The organism is Streptomyces flavofungini, from assembly GCF_041028215.1.
GTDB classification, from domain to species: Bacteria; Actinomycetota; Actinomycetes; order Streptomycetales; family Streptomycetaceae; genus Streptomyces; species Streptomyces flavofungini_B.
Genome location: NZ_JASKYR010001520.1, coordinates 1 through 500, shown reverse-complemented (window position 1 = coordinate 500; position 500 = coordinate 1). Strand labels below are relative to the sequence as shown.

Annotated in this window: 1 protein-coding gene; it reads left to right on the top strand. The window is 70.3% G+C overall.

The window, feature by feature from the left end; all coding sequences use genetic code 11:
• Nucleotides 1-177 precede the first annotated feature (177 nt).
• Nucleotides 178-500 (top strand): TerD family protein (locus AB8Z36_RS41980; RefSeq protein WP_369218561.1); only part of this gene is annotated, 323 nt, incomplete at its 3' end.

The window sequence follows — 500 nt, the reverse complement described above, 5'->3', positions numbered from 1 at the left end:
GGTCGAGGGCGACGACCCCCAGCTGGTGATGGCCCGCTGGACGGGCAACTACAAGCGCGGCAACGAACGGACCGCGCGGAACCACCCGCGCAACCGCTGAGCGGCGCCGGGAAAACCGGCGGAAAAACCTGCCGCGGGTAAGGGAACGGTAAAGCGGGGTCGTTCGTTACCCCTGGCATGACAGCTATGACCCCTGGCTCGAACATCCCGCTGACCGRYCAGTCGGGCGGCGGCACCACCCCCGACAAGATCACCGTGGACACGGCGGCCGTGCCGCCCGGCATCGAGAAGATCGTCGTCACCGCGAGCCCGGACGCGGCGGGCCAGACCTTCCAGGGCATCGAGCCCACCGCCACGATCCGCGACGCGGACAGCGGTTCCGTGCTCGCCACGTTCACGCCGCCGCAGCTCGGCGCCGAGACGGCCCTGGTGGTCGTCGAGATCTATCTGCGCAACGGCGCGTGGAAGGCCCGCGCCGTCGGCCAGGGGTATTCCAACGG